14 protein-coding genes are annotated in these 16822 nt (G+C 43.5%); 1 reads left to right on the top strand and 13 read right to left on the bottom strand.

What is annotated here, in order from left to right:
* Window positions 1-15 precede the first annotated feature (15 nt).
* The 8 genes from QEP08_RS15725 to QEP08_RS15760 form a co-directional block, all read right to left on the bottom strand.
* Entirely contained in the window at window positions 16-1251 is a 1236-nt protein-coding gene (locus QEP08_RS15725) for a cytochrome c oxidase subunit II (protein ID WP_285059458.1), read from the bottom strand.
* 66 nt (window positions 1252-1317) lie between these two features.
* Complete coding sequence (locus QEP08_RS15730) at window positions 1318-2535, bottom strand: quinol:cytochrome C oxidoreductase (protein WP_285059460.1); 1218 nt, start codon at window positions 2533-2535, stop codon at window positions 1318-1320.
* 14 nt (window positions 2536-2549) lie between these two features.
* Window positions 2550-3140: a c-type cytochrome gene (locus QEP08_RS15735; RefSeq protein ID WP_349019045.1), complete on the bottom strand. Its 591-nt coding sequence runs from the start codon at window positions 3138-3140 to the stop codon at window positions 2550-2552.
* The gene (locus tag QEP08_RS15740; protein WP_285059463.1) at window positions 3133-3669 is read right to left on the bottom strand and encodes a DUF3341 domain-containing protein; all 537 of its coding nucleotides are present in this window, start codon (window positions 3667-3669) and stop codon (window positions 3133-3135) included. Before QEP08_RS15740 ends, QEP08_RS15735 begins: the two co-directional genes overlap by 8 nt.
* Window positions 3670-3671: 2 nt before the next feature.
* Entirely contained in the window at window positions 3672-5144 is a 1473-nt protein-coding gene (nrfD, locus tag QEP08_RS15745; RefSeq protein ID WP_285059464.1) for an NrfD/PsrC family molybdoenzyme membrane anchor subunit, read from the bottom strand.
* A gap of 31 nt (window positions 5145-5175) precedes the next feature.
* Window positions 5176-8271 carry a TAT-variant-translocated molybdopterin oxidoreductase gene (locus QEP08_RS15750; RefSeq protein ID WP_285059466.1) on the bottom strand — a complete coding sequence of 1032 codons (3096 nt, stop codon included), beginning with the start codon at window positions 8269-8271 and terminating at the stop codon, window positions 5176-5178.
* A gap of 47 nt (window positions 8272-8318) precedes the next feature.
* Entirely contained in the window at window positions 8319-9623 is a 1305-nt protein-coding gene (locus QEP08_RS15755) for a c-type cytochrome (RefSeq protein ID WP_285059467.1), read from the bottom strand.
* A 252-nt stretch (window positions 9624-9875) separates the two neighbouring features.
* A complete protein-coding gene (locus QEP08_RS15760) occupies window positions 9876-10856 on the bottom strand; it encodes a deoxyhypusine synthase family protein (protein ID WP_285059469.1) in 981 nt (326 codons plus the stop codon).
* 333 nt (window positions 10857-11189) lie between these two features.
* On the opposite strand from QEP08_RS15760, the gene QEP08_RS15765 reads away from it, so the two are divergent.
* Entirely contained in the window at window positions 11190-12320 is a 1131-nt protein-coding gene (locus QEP08_RS15765; RefSeq protein ID WP_285059471.1) for a BamA/TamA family outer membrane protein, read from the top strand.
* A 60-nt stretch (window positions 12321-12380) separates the two neighbouring features.
* On the opposite strand, the gene QEP08_RS15770 is transcribed toward QEP08_RS15765, so the two are convergent.
* The 5 genes from QEP08_RS15770 to QEP08_RS15795 all read right to left on the bottom strand — a co-directional run bounded on the left by QEP08_RS15770 (window position 12381) and on the right by QEP08_RS15795 (window position 16806).
* Window positions 12381-12773: a hypothetical protein gene (locus tag QEP08_RS15770; RefSeq protein WP_285059474.1), complete on the bottom strand. Its 393-nt coding sequence runs from the start codon at window positions 12771-12773 to the stop codon at window positions 12381-12383.
* A gap of 60 nt (window positions 12774-12833) precedes the next feature.
* On the bottom strand, window positions 12834-13286 hold the full coding sequence (locus QEP08_RS15775) for an RpnC/YadD family protein (protein ID WP_285059476.1): 453 nt from the start codon (window positions 13284-13286) through the stop codon (window positions 12834-12836).
* 329 nt (window positions 13287-13615) lie between these two features.
* Window positions 13616-15502, bottom strand: a complete 1887-nt coding sequence (locus QEP08_RS15785; RefSeq protein ID WP_285059478.1) for a M56 family metallopeptidase — start codon at window positions 15500-15502, stop codon at window positions 13616-13618.
* 1 nt (window position 15503) lies between these two features.
* A complete protein-coding gene (locus QEP08_RS15790) occupies window positions 15504-15869 on the bottom strand; it encodes a BlaI/MecI/CopY family transcriptional regulator (protein WP_285059480.1) in 366 nt (121 codons plus the stop codon).
* Between the two features lie 136 nt (window positions 15870-16005).
* Window positions 16006-16806: an O-methyltransferase gene (locus tag QEP08_RS15795; protein WP_285059482.1), complete on the bottom strand. Its 801-nt coding sequence runs from the start codon at window positions 16804-16806 to the stop codon at window positions 16006-16008.
* Between the last annotated feature and the right edge of the window lie 16 nt (window positions 16807-16822).

Here is a 16822-nt window from a genome sequence, read left to right on the forward strand (position 1 = left end):
GCTATTCCAGTATTGTTATTTTTTTAAAGCTATTTGATTTGTATTAACCGCTGAAGTATCCGTTGCAGCCGGAGCAGCAGGCTCAGCTGCCGGTGCTGCAGTTACAGGCATGTTAAATTGCTTTCTCAAATCGTCAGTTAAATATGGAGCCTGTTCCGCAATCCAGGTATCGTATTCTTCCTGTGATACCACCCTTACCTCTTTCTGCATGTTGTAGTGGCCCTGACCACAGATCTTCGCACACAGGAACAAATATTGGAATTTAGGATCATTTGTTTTCTTTTTCATCTCCGCAGTGGTGATCGTCGGCGTAAATTCAAAGAAAGAGGTCATGCCGGGAACGGTGTTCAGCTGAACCCTGAAATGCGGCATATAAAAACTATGTAATACATCCTTACTGGTCAGGATCAAACGGACAGGCTTGTTCACCGGGATTACCATAACATCCGCTACCTGGTCGTCAAGAGATTTCTTGTCGTTAAAATCTATACCCAGTGCGTTGGTAGAATTGATCAGTTTGTAATTTTTAACACCTACCACACCATCGGCTCCCGGATAACGGATAGCCCAGGAAAACTGAGCAGAAGTGATCTCAATGCTGATCGGTTTGTTGTTCGGGTCTTCAACTTTATAGAATATAGACCTCCAGGTCAGGAAACCCATTAACACAAGCACGGTTAAAACCAGAGCCGGAATAATTGTCCATAAACGCTCCAAGGCATTATTGTGCGGATAATAGTATGCTTTTCGTTTACCGGTATTCTTATAAAGATAAGCGAACCCGAATAAAGCAATATGTGTAAGTATAAAAACGATCGTTGTGATGATCAGGGTGATGTTAAACATCTGATCGATCTTTTTACCATGTTCAGAAGCTGCTTCAGGCAACAACATGTTGCCATGAACCGTATATTCCCAGTATACTCCGTATAATCCTACGATCAGAAACAAAGCGAAAAGAAATCCATTTATAGCATTCCAGTTGATTCCTTTAGGTTTATCCTGTGCCTGTCTGGTCAGTTCATACACTTTCAGTGCTTTTCCAATTATTGCGATAAACAGGCACAGCACCAAAAAGGCCAGCACGTAAAAAATTGCCGACTTATAAACCGGGCCCATGTCAACTGGTTTTTCGGCGGTAGCAGCAGCAGCTTCTGCAGCCTGGGCAAATGCACCGGTATTTGCAAACGCAGTCAATATCACTGCCAGTCCCGCTATTGTTTTATTACTTATAAATTTTCTTAGACTCATTTCCTTAAAAGTAGTAACACTGTACTTCTATTATACTATTATTTATTATATGCTGTTCCACCCGTATTACAAGTGGTGATTTAAACTTTCCTGCAAGAAAGGATGATTTTTTGCGATCAGCGGCTTCTTGCTCAATGCCCTCAGAACTGTAAAGGTAAACAAACCTACAAAACCTAGCGCAGTTCCGATCTCAATAAATCCAAATCCGTTCTCACCCTTCTCCACCGCGCCCGGCATGATCATTTGATAATAGTCTACCCAGTGGCCGCACAGCACAACTATCGATACACCCAACAGCACATTTTCCTGTCTCTTATTGTCCCTGTCCATCAGCAGCAATACAGGTGAAAGAAAGTTAAGTACCAGGTTTAAATACCACCAGAATTCATAGTTTTCCCATCTGTTATAAAAATATACAGTCTCTTCCGGAATGTTCGCATAGTAGATCAGCATAAACTGGGCAAACCATACATAGGTCCAGAATATAGAGAAGCCGAAGATGAACTGTCCCAGATTGTGCAGGTGACTGTTGTTTACCCAGCTCATATAACCTGCTTTTCTCAGCAAGATCAGAATGATAGCGATAGCAGCCAGGCTGCTCACCCACATCGCAGCAAAGTTGTACCAGCCAAACATGGTAGAGAACCAGTGTGCTTCCAGTGACATCACGGTATCAAATGCAAATATCGGTGTAGTAAATCCGTAGATCACTAAAAATACACAAGAGTACTTAAAGCTCTTCCTATATGAATTCAGACCACCTTCCACATCCTCATTGTTTGACCATTTTGCCAGAAAATAGGCAAATACACTGTATACAGTCAGAAAAACAAACTGCCTGCCCATAAAGAATGGCACGTTCAGAAAAGACGACTTACCGTCTATCAGTTTATCATAGTTCTCGCTGTTTGGATCAGTAAGACCCTCTGCATGCCAGTGATGATATAAGTTATGTGTATATAAACCAAGTCCTATGACAACCAGTAAGATCACCACCGCAATCGGCAGTACTTTCGCCATGGCCTCAGGTACACGTAGTATCGAAGCAGACCAACCAGCCTGTGCTACAAACTGCACGGCTAAAAAGAAAGCGCCGGACATGCAAACACAAGCAAAGTAATAAGCCATTAATAACAGGTTTGCAAAAGTACGCTCATGCAGAGTCTCTTTAGAAAAACCAAAACCGATAGCCGCTATACCTATAACGATAGCGATTATGCTTAAAGTTTTTGCTTTACCTGTAAACTCAAACTGCTCAGTTAAATTATAATTATGAGTTCCCATTTATTTCTTCTTTACTATTTTGCTTTTTGTAATTCTTGTACGTACAATACCACTTTCCATCTCTCGTCAGGTGACAGCTGGGAGGCATAAGATCCCATCATGTTCACCCCGTATTTAATGGTATGGTAAATTTTTCCCGCAGTCAGGTCTTTCATCAGGCCGCCTCTTGAGGATGCCTTCTCCGGATCATGGAATGAAGGTACCCCGCTAAATTTCTCAATTTTAACCAGATGGCCTTGTCCGTCACCTTTTTCTCCGTGGCAAGGACCGCACATCACCACATAAAGGTGCTGCCCTTTCAGTAAGTTCTCTTCAGTCAGGGGCATTGTGTTTACCAGGTTCACACCTGCAGCCTCATACCCTTCCTTTGTATTCGGATAAATATCATCCTCTACAAACCCAACCGGTGCCGTATGAGCTGGAGGCGTTTGCGCAGTTTGTCCGTTTGCAAAGTTCTTATTTGGCTGGTCCGGATTGTAAGCAAGCGGATCATACATATTCCTTGCATATTCTAAGCCTGTGCTTTCCTTATCCCGGCATGCTGAAAATACCACAGCACTTGCCAGTATACAAAACGAGGCTAAAACTACTTTATTCTTATTCATAGCTAACATACTTCCTTTCATTGTACTTTACTTCCAAAGCACCGGCATCTTTTAATAAACCATCAATTACGCTGTGCTCAGCATTTTCTTTCGCGTCTATCGCAATAATGAACCTGTCATCAGTTGCCCTCAGGTCCATCACCCTTGGTGCCCTTCCGGGAAACAAGTGAGTAGAGGCATAGTAAGCACCGACCAGACTGAACGCGCAGAACAATACTGTCAGCTCAAACATAATCGGAATAAAATCCGGAAGTGCTAAAGCAGGTTTACCACCAATGTTATGCCTCCAGTCAACTACAGACGTCAAATAGATCAGTGCAAATGCAGATGCAGTACCCGTAAGTCCGCAAAAGAATGCGAGTACATCCAGTCTGGATCTTTTAATTCCCAATTTAGCTTCTATGCCGTGAATAGGCATTGGTGTATAAACATCATGTATCTTAATGTTATTCTCCTGCAATTTATCGATGCCGTGCATCATTTCATCAGGATCACCAAAACTGCCTAAAATATATTTGATATTACTCATTGTTATATTTTTGCGTATTCTTCTTGTTTAACACTATCAAACTTATCTAAAGAACCAATGTATTCCGCTACCTGTTCTTTATCTAAGTGACCTTCTTTAATTTGCTCCAGTTTAGCCTGCTCACTTGCGCTCTTCAACAGTAATTTCACCTCTGCTATTGCTATAGAAGGCAATACCCTTAAAAACAGCAGGAACAAAGTGAAGAATAATCCTATTGAACCTATGAACACACTCACATCAACCCATGTCGGATAGAACATCGCCCAGCTTGAAGGGATATAATCACGGTGCAGTGAAGTCACGATAATCACAAAACGCTCAAACCACATCCCGATATTTACTACGATAGACAGGATCCAGGTTGCAGCTATATTTGTACGGATCTTTTTGAACCACAGCAATTGCGGAGAGATCACGTTACAGGTCATCATCATCCAGTACGCCCACCAGTAAGGCCCGGTCGAACGGTTGATGAAGGCATATTGTTCATATTCAGAACCTGAATACCAGGCGATGAAGAATTCTGTCAGATAAGCCACACCAACAATAGAGCCCGTCAGGATGATGATCTTGTTCATCGATTCAATGTGGAACATGGTGATGTAATTCTCCAGCCCCAGCACTTTACGTGCAACCAACAGTAAGGTAAGCACCATCGCAAAACCCGAGAAGATCGCTCCCGCCACAAAATAAGGAGGGAAGATGGTCGTGTGCCATCCCGGAATTACAGAGGTAGCAAAGTCCATGGATACAATCGTGTGTACCGAAAGTACAAGTGGTGTAGAGATACCTGCAAGGATTAGAGACACCGCCTCAAAACGCTGCCAGGTTTTCACATTACCGGACCAGCCGAATGAGAATATAGAATAGATCCTGCGTCTCAGACCTGTAGCACGGTCACGGATCGTTGCGATATCAGGCAACAAACCGGTGTACCAGAACAATAATGAAACCGAGAAGTAGGTAGAGATCGCAAACATATCCCATACAAGCGGCGAGTTAAAGTTTACCCATAGTGAACCAAACTGGTTTGGCAATGGCAGTACCCAGTAAGCCAGCCATGGACGGCCCATGTGAGATACCACATAAGTAGCTGCACAGATAACGGCAAATATCGTCATCGCCTCAGCAGACCTGTTGATCGAGTTCCTCCAGTTCTGACGGAAGAGCAGCAGTACCGCAGAGATCAGTGTTCCTGCGTGACCAATACCCACCCACCACACGAAACCGGTGATGTCCCAGGCCCAGCCCACTGTTTTATTCAATCCCCATGATCCGATACCGAACCAGAAGGTATAGCTCACGGCAAACACCCAAAGCATAGCACCGCAAAGTGCGATTATAAATCCAATCCACCACGCCCTGTTAGGCTTGTTCTCCACCGGCAGCAGAATATCACTCGTAATCTTCGAATACGTGATGTTCTGACCGGTAATTAGTGGTTCTCTTAATATTGATTCCTTATGTCCTGACATAATTTATTTTCTTTTAATATCAGCTATCTGCTTACGCGTGTACTGTTGTATCTGTATTTCTAATTTTTGTCATATAACCTATACCCGGCTGTACGTTGATCTCTTCCAGCACATAGTAAGTACGTTCACTACGCAATGCTTTAGAAACTTCCGAATTAGGGTCATTGCCGTCACCAAATATGATCGCATTTGCAGAACAAGCTTGCTGACATGCCATTTTGATCTCGCCATCTTTCAATGGACGTTTTTCAATTTTGGCCTGCAGTTTACCAGACTGAATACGCTGAATACACATGGTACATTTTTCCATCACACCTCTTGAACGGGTAGTCACATCAGGGTTAAGTACCAGCTGTGTAAACTCATTGTTCAGGTAATTGTCAAAACGTGAATCGTTCCAGTAGTTGAACCAGTTGAAACGGCGCACTTTATACGGACAGTTGTTGGCACAATAACGGGTACCTACGCAACGGTTATAAGCCATATGGTTTAAGCCGTCTGAAGAGTGGGTAGTAGCCAGTACCGGACAAACCGTCTCACATGGCGCATGGTCACAGTGCTGGCAAAGCATCGGCTGATGCACTACGGATACATTGTCCATGTTGTCCAGATGCGCAATTTCCTTTTCTTTGGTCACCGAATTGATGCCATTGCTGTGTGCCCCGTGCTCGCCATGAGCGGCTTCTCCATGACCTTCACCCTCTACATTAAAGCTGTAGTAGCGGTCAATACGGATCCAGTGCATTTCCCTGCGCCTGCGTACCTCGTCCTTACCTACAACAGGAATGTTATTTTCTACGTTACAGGCAACAATACAAGAACCACAACCGGTACAGGCATTCAAATCGATCGCCATCACCCAGTTGTTACCCGGTTTTTCGTATTTATCCCACAGATCGTAAGTCTTATGTTTAGCGTGATCATTTCCGGATCCCGCAGCAGGGTTCTTTTTGTATGCAGTGAAACTAGCTTCACGAATGATGCTACGGCCTTCAAAAGAGTGGTGGGTCTGCGTTTGGGCAAGCTCATCTCTTTTTCCTGTCGCTTCTAATTTTACAGTAGTCGCATATTTAGAGGTACCGTTGGTAAAGCTTACAAAGGGGTAAGCATTGCGGCCTACATCGTTTCCAGCCTTACCGGCCTTGGTACGGCCATATCCCAAAGCGATAGAAGCCGTTCCCTGTGCCTGTCCCGGCTGGATCAGCACAGGCAGTTCAATGGAATAACCTTTATCATCCTTTACAGATACGATATCAAATTCTTTAAAACCTAATTTTTCAGCAAACTTAGGTGCCAGGGCAATGTAATTGTCCCAGGTTACCTTAGAAACCGGATCAGGAAGCTCCTGCAGGAATGCATTATTGGCATATTTACCGTTACGCATACCAGTACTTTCATAAACCTCAAGCTCGATGTCCTTAACCAAAGCCTTGCTGTTGCTTAAGATGGAAGGAATCACCGCTGCAAGAGACAATGAGAAAGCATAAGTCCCCGCTGGTTTAGGCGCCGAAGCAAATACCCCTGTTTGCAGTACGTCTTTCCAGGTCTTACCCAATACAGGAAGTATGGTCGCCTCCCAGTTGTTGCGCACATACTGATAGTATTCTTTAACTGGGGCATTAGACCAGATCAGCAAACTTTCCTCTGCCTGGCGTGAATTGAATACCGGGTTAATGGTCGGCTGTACGATGGAATAATATCCCTCATACGCGTTTGCATCACCCCATGACTCCAGGTAATTGTGGTTGATCGCAATCACATCACAAAGTGAAGACGTCTCGTCCTGTCTGTCAGAGAAAGAAACCTTTAATCCAACTTTAGCCAGTCCGTCAGTAAATGCTTTCGCATTTGCCACATCATAAGCCGGGTTGCTGTCCAGGAAAAATACCGCAGCCACTTCGCCTCTGTTCATCTCGTTGATGAACTCGGCAAATTCTGCGTCATTCCCCGCATAACGTTTATTCGGATTGTCCAGATCGATTGTAGTACCGTAACTACCAATGGCTGAGTTGATCGCGTTTACCAAAATCTGTGTAGACACATCATTTGAACCGCAAACCACCACAGACTTTCCTTTATTCTGTAATAACTCTTTAGCGACTAACTTTAATGCTTTATCCGCAATCACATTATTACCCAAAATACCGCCGGCCAGATTTGCACCGGTGATCGCATTGTATAAGGCAATCAGCGCCGGACCTTCTTCAGACAATTTTATTGGAACACGGGTATCCGCATTGGTACCTGTCATGCTCATACCAGCTTCAAACTGAAAGTGGCGGGACATTTTGCCCTGGCTCAATGACTTCTGGTTCCTGTTGGAAACATATTGCGCAGTAAATTCTTCACCGCTGATCCAGGTACCCAGGAAATCCGCGCCAAAGCTCACGATCAGGTCAGCCTTATCAAAATTATATTTTGGAACAACAGCCTTACCAAAGCTGTTCTCATTTGCCTTAATGATACCTGTATAAGAAATTGCATCATACTGAACATGCTTTGTAGTTGGATAAGCAGCAGTAAAATCAGCAATGACTGCTTTCGTCGAAGGACTGTTTACAGACGAAGAGACGATCCGGATCTTTTTACCGGAAGCCTGGGCTTTACTCAGTTCAGCCTGTACAAATTTGTCGATCTCGGCCCAATTACTTTTAGTCAAGCCATTGCTTCCGTCTTTCTTTACCGGAAACTGAAGTTTGGAAACATCATACAGATCTAAAACTGAAGCCTGTGCCTGCGCATCAGTACCGTTAAAAAAGCCGCCTGCATTGGGATTCGGTTCAATCTTAATTGGTCTTCCTTCCCTGGTTTTCACCAAAATACTCTGACCGTTAAAACTTGAAACATAATAGTTCGGGATGCCCGGAACTACCTCTTCAGGTTTAACCAGATAAGGAATTGATTTATGAATAGGGGCAGTCTGGCAAGCTGCCAGCGTAACTGCGCCTAACCCAAAGCCCAAAGCTTTCAAAAAGTCACGGCGCGGAGTTACTGTACTCAACCCTGCTTCATTTAAAACATCTTCAATTGGAAGTGACTCAGCAAATTCGTTCTTGTTGTTTTCAACAAAATCCGGAGTGTTTTTATACTCTTCTAAGCCTTTCCAGTATTTTTTATTGCTTTCCATTTAAGCTATATTACTGTTTATCGAACGTTCTTTTTATTAAACTCTAATTAATAGTGGCACTTACCACATTCCAAACCACCCAAAGCAGCCGGCGTAATCTTCTCGCCTTTTTTGATCTTCTCATGTGTTTCTATGATCTTGTCATAAAACGCATTTCCTTTCACTTCAAGCTTGGTGTCTTTATGGCAATTGATACACCATTTCATGGTCAGCGGAGAGAACTGATAGATCTCTTCCATGGTGTTTACCGGACCATGGCAGGCAAAACATACCGGCTCATTTGGCTTCAGGCCTTTTTCTTTTCTGATCGCCTCCTCACCTACAACAGTGTGTTGTGAGTGGTTGAAATAAGCAAAGTCAGGCAGGTTATGAACACGAACCCATTCAATTGGCTTCTCTTTTGTTTTATCGTAGGTCATGGTAGCCGGATCGTAACCTAACGCATTATAGATTTTCTGGATTTCAGGTGAGATCTCGCCATCGTATTTCTCAGTCGCCTGAACAGATTTGTGACAGTTCATACAAACATTTGCCGAAGGAATGGTTGCATTTTTCGATTTAAATGCGCCAGCATGGCAGTATTGACAATCGATCTGGTTGGTACCGGCATGGAGCTCATGCGAGAATTTAATCGGCTGTGATGGCTGATAACCAGTATGCACACCTGTATTCCACATACCCATCCAGCCATACGACCCAAGGGCAATGATCAGGCACAATATAAAGAAGAAGACAAACTTCTTGTTCTTAAACATTTTTCTGGTGCCCTCAGCGAAAGAAACCGACTCTTCTTCCGGTAACACAACACCTTGTTTTTGAAGGATAAGGCGCTCCAGCATTTTGATAGCGCGGCCCAATACAACCAACACCACTATAGAAAGAATGACAATGGCAATTACACCGGCAATAGAAAAGTCCGACACACCATCGGAGGCTCCAGTCGAAGCACCACCTGCAGCGCCGGCCGCATCTGTTTTTTTAGGCTCACCTGCTTTTGCATAGGCAATGATGTTTTTAATCTGCTCATCTGTTAAGCGCGGAAAAGCAGTCATCTCGGCGGGAGAGAATTTAGAAGCTTCTATAGCTTCCTTGTCTCCGGCATCAACTAACGCTTTCCAGTTTTTGATCCATTTGATGGCAAAAGCTTCATCCAGTTCGGTCAGTTTAGGGGTCAATGCCGGGCCGGTACTATTACTGGTTAACTGGTGACATGAAGCGCAATTATCCTTAAATAACTTACGGCCCTCCACTACATCTTGTGCCTGTGTTGCAGAAACGGTTAGAACAGAAAGAGCCGCAAACATGAATGCTGACTTCCAAACTCTCCTAACGATCAATGAGATATCCCTCATAATGAGTATTTTATACTATTTTTTAAAAAACTTAATAAACGGAATTGATGTTTAAACTCTGGTACTTCACCAAAACGTCCACAAAAGTAAAATTTATTGTCTTACCAATGACAAAGAAATGACAGTAAATACAATTTATAATCAATCTAAATAGTTCGTTTAATCTGCTTTAAACGAAGAAAATCAGCAATTTTTTAAAGATTGCTGATTCTCATTTTTGGTCAGGTTCCAGACCGCACTTGCGAATTTAAATTACATTTTTAATATCCATGCAAACATAAGCGGAGCTACGATTGTTGCATCCGATTCTACGATGAACTTCGGCGTATGGATATCCAGTTTTCCCCAGGTGATCTTCTCATTGGGTACTGCACCTGAATAGGATCCGTAAGAAGTGGTGGAATCTGAGATCTGACAGAAATAGCTCCAGAAAGGAATATTTTCCATTTCCATATCCTGGTAAAGCATCGGTACCACACAAATCGGGAAATCTCCGGCTATGCCCCCGCCGATCTGAAAAAAGCCTATTCCTTTACCCGCACTGTTGTTGATGTACCAGTCGGCAAGCCAGCCCATGTATTCGATACCGCTCTTCATGGTGGTGGCTTTTATTTCAGACTTCATCACATAAGAGGCAAAGATGTTGCCCATGGTCGAATCTTCCCAGCCCGGCACCACGATCGGCAGGTTCTTTTCTGCTGCGGCCAGCATCCATGAATTTTTAGGGTCTATCTCATAGTATTGCTCCAGATCCCCGCTCAGCAGCATCTTGTACATAAATTCATGCGGAAAATAACGTTCACCAGCAGTATCCGCATCTTTCCAGATTTTATGAATGTGTTTTTGCAATCTTCTGAAAGCCTCTTCCTCAGGAATACAGGTATCTGTAACCCGGTTATAATGGTTTTCCAGCAAGTCCCACTCATCCTGCGGACTCAAATCCCTGTAATTGGGCACTCTTTTATAGTGTGAATGCGCAACAAGGTTCATAATATCTTCTTCCAGGTTCGCTCCTGTACAGGAAATGATCGCGACTTTATCCTGGCGGATCATTTCTGCCAGAGAAATTCCCAGCTCAGCTGTACTCATAGCGCCTGCAAGGGTGATCATCATCTTACCGCCTTCATCCAAATGCGCTTCATAGCCTTTGGCGGCATCCATCATTGCTGCTGCATTAAAATGGAGGTAATTGCGCTCCATAAACTGAGATATTGGTCCTCTTGTTGTACTCATCTTCATCTAAATTTTTTGTTAGCGCAAAAATAGCATAAATTTATAAATCAGGGATTGCGGATACCTTATTTATGAATCCCTCTGGTCTGACCCACAAGTCCTTCAGCTCCCACTCAATCAAAATAAATAGGTTTCTATATCTTAATAAGATAATAATTATATCCACGACCCTGTTATCACCCTGTTAAGACCCTGTTATTACCCTGTCTGGATGTTGTTACTTCTAAACCGTGCTATGACCTTTCTGCCACCAAGGGTAAGGGTGGGTTCAATTATGGTCTCAAAATTGCCATTGAAACTTCCGAAATAAAAACTTTATACTATTTTAGGCAAATGAAGAGAATTTCGCTTTGCACAGTGATGGTCGTGATGGCTGCAAACGTATCCGCACAGAAAAAATTTATTGAACGATATTTATCAGATAAGACAGACTCCTCCCGCCGGGCCAGTTTTATGCCCGTTCCGGTTTTCCGTTATAGCCAGGAGATCGGTGTTGAATTTGGTCTTGGAGCACTTTTCTCTACTTATCTGGACCGCAAGGACCTGAGCAACCGCAGTTCCAATTTTTCAGCTGTATTGTCTGGTTCTACAAAGGGGCAGTACAACATTTCTTTAAAAAGTGACATCTGGACAAAAGGAAATACACACCATTATATAGCAGAGGTAAGATTTAAACGGATGCCGTTTGATTTTTACGGGCTGGGCAACAACACTGCCGAGGCTGACAAGGACAGACTGATCCAGGGGTATGTCAAAACAGCACTTGAGGCGGAAAAAATGCTGTTGCCCCACACGTACAGCGGGGTTTCGGTAGGATTTGAGAATTACCACTATACAGACAAGGAAGCAGGGGGGATTTATTCCACCGACAACACACTCATTCATAAGGTCGGCGGATCGGTGGTCTATGCCGGGATTTCCCAAAGTTACGACACAAGGAATTCGAACAATTACACCACAAAAGGCTTTATGGGCCGCCTTACTTATCAATACGCCCCGGATTTCTTCGGGGGCGAAAACTTCAGCGGAAGTCTGATCCGGGCTAATGTGCGCAGTTTCTGGTCACTGTCACCAAAATTTGTGCTCGGCGTAAATGCCTTGTTCCACAGTGTTCAGGGCAGGAACACCCCTTTTTATCTCTTACCCCAAATGGGAAATGACGAAATGATGCGGGGGTATTATACCGGACGCTACCGGGACAGGAATTTGCTGGCAGGACAGACAGAACTGCGTTACCGCTACAACAACCGGTTTGGTGTAGTTGCCTTTGCCGGAGCGGGACAGGTATTTGACAATGGCGATCTGGGCATTAAAAGTTTCAAGCCTTCTTATGGCGCAGGCGGCAGGTATTTCTTTGATCCGGAAAAAGGGCTGAGCGTAAGGGTGGATTACGGTATTGGCGAGAAACGGGCAAATGAAAAACGCCAGACCGGATTTTACATCAGTCTGGCGGAGGCGTTTTAAAAATTAAAAAGCCATTGCGGTTGACAATGGCTCTACTAATATCAGTATTGTAATTCCTTTTTATTTTTTGAGTTGAGCACGCACTTTTTGCACGAATTCTATCGAAACTTCTGCGATACGGGCAATTTGATCATCAGACAATCCCAATTCGGAAATCAAATTTTCAACGACATCGTGGCTTTTCTGCTGTTGGCCCCTCTTCTCCGCTCTGTCCAGCAACAATTCTTCTATACCCATGGTGGTACTCCTTTCTGTTAAAATTTCTACTTGTTCTTCAAATTTACTGTTTATATCCGGATTTTCAAAACGCACATAATACTTCAAAAAGTTCATCAAGATCCGGACTTTATTCTTTGCTATCTTTTTGACCAGCAATTGCTTTGCCAGGTTTAACTTTACATTCAGCAAAACTTCGTCCCGTGCTTTTGCATCCTTTATTTCTTTGCCTTGCATAGCCGCTCTGGCTGTAAGCACTACCAGGGCAAAAGGGTTCTCACTTGCCTCCAATTCCTGTTATGCTTGAGATGTTATCTTATAGGTGTTGAAAGTGTAACGTATACTGGTCCCCATAAAAGCTGACTCAAAGGTATCTGCTCTTTCTTTTAGGGAACCCTCTGTAAAAATAGCATAAGCAGTGATCGGCCTTTGGTATTTGTCCAAAATTCTGTAGAAATAAGTGAACATCCGGCGAGCAAAGTCTCGTTGATACTGCCCCTGAACCTCAACATGCACCAAGACCCATTCCTCCTGACCAGATCTTGTAAAAACCTTTACCAGCTTATCGATCACCTTTGGGGAATACTCATCATTTTCTGGCGGAAACACCTGTTCTAACTCTTTATCAAGAAATTCAAATCCCCTGCCCAGGTCAAGTTGTGATTCAGCCTCGGGACTTAGAAAACGGAGGAAATCCTCAAATACATCCTCCAAAACCCCCTTCCACAAAATGTCATCTTTTCTTCTCATGATGCAAATATTATCAAATATTGGCAGCAGGCGGTAAATCTATTGAAACAATTGTCTCTAAACATATTCCGTCATATCTATTATACAATAAAGAAGGTGTACTCATCAATAAGTTCACAGCATTTTCTGGAAATGAACAGGTACAGGAGATAATCTGGGCATTAAAAGTTTCAAGCCTTCTTATGGTGCAGGCGGCAGGTATTTCTTTGATCCGGAAAAAGGGCTGAGCGTAAGGGTGGATTACGGTATTGGTGAGAAGCGCGCAAATGAAAAACGCCAGACCGGATTTTACATCAGTCTGGCGGAGGCGTTTTAAAGATCTTTTGATTTTAGAACCATGGTATATCAGTTAAAATCTGGTAGCTCCCATCCTTGAGGTTAAACTTCATAAATTTTCCCGCAACCGGATTTTTCCACAGTTCGCTGGTAAAACTTACATTTTTTGCGTACACAATTTTGCTGGCATCGTCATACTTAAGTGTATCAGCAATGATGTTCAGCTTGGCTTGCACCAACTTCACTTCTCCATAAAGTGTGACGAACTTCTTGTCTTTGTCAAATACGACAGAATCTTTTGCACTATAGGAAACTTTAACATTAGCATCACTAACATTCCCGGGACTTCTAAACAAGCTAGTTTCCGTCACCTCTGGTTTAAAGATTTCGATCATTGAGCCATATCCCTTTCCATATTTTGCTTTTATTTCTTCATTTTCCGTATCTCTGCCGAAACTACTAAAACTCTGTACCCTATTTCTTAGCTGATCTGCGGTTAGGGCTTTAAATTTCCGTTCGGAATATTGTTTTCCTTCGTAAATGAGCAGCAACTTTTTTCCTCTATCGAGGCTTACCCCGCCACCACCGCCACCCGGCACTTTTATATTTATCCATTCGTATCGACTGCCGTCCTGATTTTTCTGGGGATAACGAACATAGATCTTACCTGATGCAAGCGCTTTCCTGCGTACCATCACATTTTCCCTGTCAATTTGAGTGGCGTACTCTATTTTGTTATGGTGGGTGGTGATCTCGAGCTTACCTCCAGCCCCTCTTGTAGTGCTTATAATACGTGGACTGATTTTGGTCAGGATGTCTATCTCATAAGATTTGCCGTCGATGATCACTTCAGAATACTTGCCTGGGGAAACGTCATCGATCATCCAGAGTGTATCGGGAAGGGCGGTTGTAGTGGTGGGTTTTTTGTCTTTTATTTCATTGCCCGGCACTGCAGCTTTTAAAGGAGCTTTTTCTGCCTGGACCGATTTAATCTGTATTTGTTCAGGCCTTTGTTTTGCTGTTGGTTCAAGAATGTTTGCATAGACAATTTGCACGGCAAATGTCCAGATCAGGGCCAGCCCAATGGGCAGCGCCGCGAGATACGTTAACTTCTTCATGTTTTTTGATGGGTTGCTGAAAAGCATCTTGATCCGACCTTTTAGCGGATTCCGGACAAAGCTGTGTGTTAAAGAGGGATTGTTCTTTTTTACTGCGATCGCCAGTAACATGCTGGCGTAGGATGTGCTGCCAATAGCTACAGAGGTTTCTCTGTCTGCTTCGTATTCGTGCACCTGCGCCAGGGCTTTTTCATACAGGTAGATCACAGGATTGAACCACAACAGGGCTTTGCAGACGGCGATGATCATTTTATCAGCGGAATGATAACGGGAAATGTGCACATTCTCGTGGTGCAGGATCACGGCCATCTCTTCATCGCTTAGCTCTTCCCTGTTTAAGAACACATAGTTTAAGAATGAGCAGTTGGTGAAACCTTCCTGTTTAAAAACGACCCTGAGCCTGCCTATCTTTTGATTTATCTGCCGGGTGTGCTTTAACAACTGTAGGGCCTGAGAGGCAGATATCGACAGCATAACGAAGGCGATGAGCCAGTAGGAAACAAAGAGCACTTGTGGCCATTCAATAGCAGAAAGCCATTCATCTTTTGGCGGAGCGGAGGTCTGAATGGCAACGCCAGGAGCAGGGAGATCCGTAAACGTGCCGGTATACACTGCTGTAACTTCTCTGGCCTGGCTGCGTTCATCTGCTGATCTTTCCACCTGAAGCTGCAGCGCAGGAATGACAAAGCTAATGGCCAGCGTACTGAGCAGATAGATCCTGTTGACATTAAAAAAGGTCAGCCGTTGCAGGCAGAAATGATAGAATATATAAAACAGGCCCGAGCAGGCGCTTACTTTTAGCAGGTAGGTGAGCCATTCCATATCATTTCTTGTTTTTGTTGATGAGCGATTGCAGTTCTTCTATATCGGCCGGGCTGAGCGCCTGTTCCTTTACCATAAAAGAGAGCAGACTGGCAGGGGAATTGTCAAAATAACTAGAGAACAATTTCGAAAAGGTGGTACGGGTATAGTCCTCCTTGCTGATGGCAGGAAAGTACTCATAGGTTTTGCCGTACGCTTTATAATGGAGGTAACCTTTTTTTTCTAAAAGTCTGACAATGGAAGAAATGGTATTGTAAGGTGGTTTTGATTCTTCCTCCATTTCCCCGATGATGTCTTTTACAAATGCTTTCTGCAGTTTCCAGATGATCTGCATGATCCGCTCTTCTGCCTTGGTTAATTCTTCCATAACCTAAAGCTATAACTTATATTTCAGTTTTACAACTGTAAAATCAGTTATACAACTTAATGTTCAGTTTATTTGTATAAGCGACTGATAATGAGTAGAAATGTTTTTAAAATAAAAGAAGCTGCTGAGGTTTATCTTAATATTTGATCTTAAAATGCTCCTTGACCTGACCCTTGCGGAAATACACCAGCCCTATCCAAAACAGATCTATGGTAACAGTGACCTCAGGATGAGCTTTGATCTCCTCCCAGGCTTCTTTCATCCCTTCACTCCAGTAGATGTCGTCAAAAATCAAAAGGGAACCTTCATGCACTTTAGGCAGGCACCATTTGAAGTAATCTAATGTGGCTTCTTTTCTGTGGTTGCCATCTATATATACGAAATCAAGCTGGCCTGCCTGGTCAACGACCTTTGGAAAAAGCACGTCAAAATTGCCAACCTGCAGTTCAATATTTTTCAGGCCGAGGTCTTCAAAGTTCCTGGCGGCCACTTTAGCCGTTTCCGGGCAGCCCTCTATGGTAATGATCTTCGCTTCCGGGCAGGCTTTGGACAAATAAGCTGTAGTAATGCCCAGGCAAGTACCCAGTTCAACGATACTTTTTGGCTGGTTTTCTTTTGCAAGGCGATAGATGAGCTGGGCAAGGCCGGGCTTTTTCAATGCGTTCTTTGCTATCTGACTGACCCGTTTTGTCCGGTTCTTATTGAGCTGTGAACCGGCGCCCAGGTCTGTAACCGTGATCACGGAATCGTCATTGAAAAGTTTTTTTCTCTGTTCCTCTATGCTTTTATAGTCGTTTTTGTACTTAAAATCGTAAATTACTTCATCCGTTAGCTTGTATACAAACGGCGAATGGGTGCCATGTCTGCTTTTTGCGGTCAGGCGGTGCTTGAGGTAATCACTGATAAAATTAAAAACCATAGCCGCAAAAATAGACATTCAGATTGTTATCTTT

It is taken from the genome of Pedobacter ginsengisoli, assembly GCF_030244015.1.
GTDB lineage: Bacteria > Bacteroidota > Bacteroidia > Sphingobacteriales > Sphingobacteriaceae > Pedobacter > Pedobacter ginsengisoli.